The organism is Candidatus Symbiopectobacterium sp. (genome assembly GCF_020054415.1).
Taxonomy (GTDB): domain Bacteria; phylum Pseudomonadota; class Gammaproteobacteria; order Enterobacterales; family Enterobacteriaceae; genus Symbiopectobacterium.
Genome location: NZ_JAHWCO010000280.1, coordinates 1 through 1231, shown reverse-complemented (window position 1 = coordinate 1231; position 1231 = coordinate 1). Strand labels below are relative to the sequence as shown.

Annotated in this window: 3 protein-coding genes; 1 reads left to right on the top strand and 2 read right to left on the bottom strand. The window is 45.0% G+C overall.

Features of this window, described 5'->3' with window-relative positions:
• Positions 1-264: 264 nt before the first annotated feature.
• Together QZ506_RS08040 and QZ506_RS08035 are read right to left on the bottom strand one after the other, a co-directional pair.
• Positions 265-744 (bottom strand): DUF1640 domain-containing protein, encoded by a 480-nt coding sequence (locus tag QZ506_RS08040; RefSeq protein ID WP_291970263.1) that lies wholly within the window; start codon positions 742-744, stop codon positions 265-267.
• Positions 745-822: 78 nt separating this feature from the next.
• Positions 823-948 carry a hypothetical protein gene (locus QZ506_RS08035; RefSeq protein ID WP_291970261.1) on the bottom strand — a complete coding sequence of 42 codons (126 nt, stop codon included), beginning with the start codon at positions 946-948 and terminating at the stop codon, positions 823-825.
• Here QZ506_RS08035 and QZ506_RS08030 point away from each other — a divergent pair.
• The coding region (locus QZ506_RS08030; protein WP_291970259.1) for a transposase at positions 942-1231 on the top strand (290 nt) is incomplete at its 3' end. The two genes, QZ506_RS08035 and QZ506_RS08030, sit on opposite strands and share 7 nt — an antisense overlap.

Below are 1231 nucleotides of genomic sequence, written 5' to 3'. Positions count from 1 at the left end.
TGTGTTTGATAATGGGATTGTTAGTATGAAGCATGAGAGTTACCTCGCGTTTTGTTTAAGGATTAGACACCCATATCAAAACCGGTAACTCTCAACCTTTCAAGGTCCAGTGTCAGATCTAGTCTCGACTAATACAAATAAAACACTCGCTCTCGTATTATCCACGCTGACATTATCCTGGGTGATAGGGTTTGGTCTGACCGCTGGCTTCGCCATGGCATTTGAGGTATGGAAACTAGTGATAGAAATCACTACCAGACATCTTTAACCGCCCCACAGTTTCGGAAGTACGTCTTTAAACAACAAACTCAGAATACCAGCCAGCAAGAACCATTGCAGACGGTCAAATTTAATTTCAAGACGGTCAAATCGTTTCTCAGCGAAATCTAGGTGTTTATCTATCTGACCAATATCCTTACGGACATCTGCTATCTGCGCCTGGGTCTTCTCGAAGCGAGCCTGTATCTGAGCTTCATTCTTTTCGAAGCGAGCGTCAATATCCTTACGGACATCGGCTATCTCTGCGGATAGGTCCTTACGGACATCGGCTATATGCGCGTCGGTCTTTTCAAAGCGGGCTTGCATCTCTTTGCGCACGTCTTCAAGGTCACGCTTGGTAGCAAGGTCTGCAACCTCATGGGACTGACGCACGACAAGGGTTATGGCCTTGGCCTGCTCTCTATTAAGACCAGAGCTTTCCAGCTTTTCGACGAACTCTTGAGTATCAAATGCGACTTGGCCCATAGCGGATCCTCCTGTGTTAAGCCAAGTGTATGCGATCTGACCGCCAATCTGCAAAATTTTACCCGTCAGAAAAAATTTTTAACTCGAGGTGAACCATGTATTATGGCCGTTTACAAAATGGCGGCTTTGTTGAATGAATAGAACTTTTGGGTAATCATCGGAGCAGATCACCGCAGTTGTTTCAAAATCAGGTCTCCATGGCAAAACAAAATTTTAAAATCACCAACTGGCCCTCTTATAACAAGGCCCTCAAGCAGCGCGGTTCTCTAACCGAATGGATATATGAATCAGCAATTGATTCATGTACGGAAAAAAACACTAATGAACGGCGTGGACGACCGCTCCAATACTCAGATATGGCCATCACCACAGTCCTGATGATGAAACGCGTGTTTGGCCTTTCATTGAGGGCTTTACAGGGCTTTGTTGACTCGATTTTTAAACTGATTAAATTGTCGCTGCATTGTCCAGACTATTCGCTGCTCAG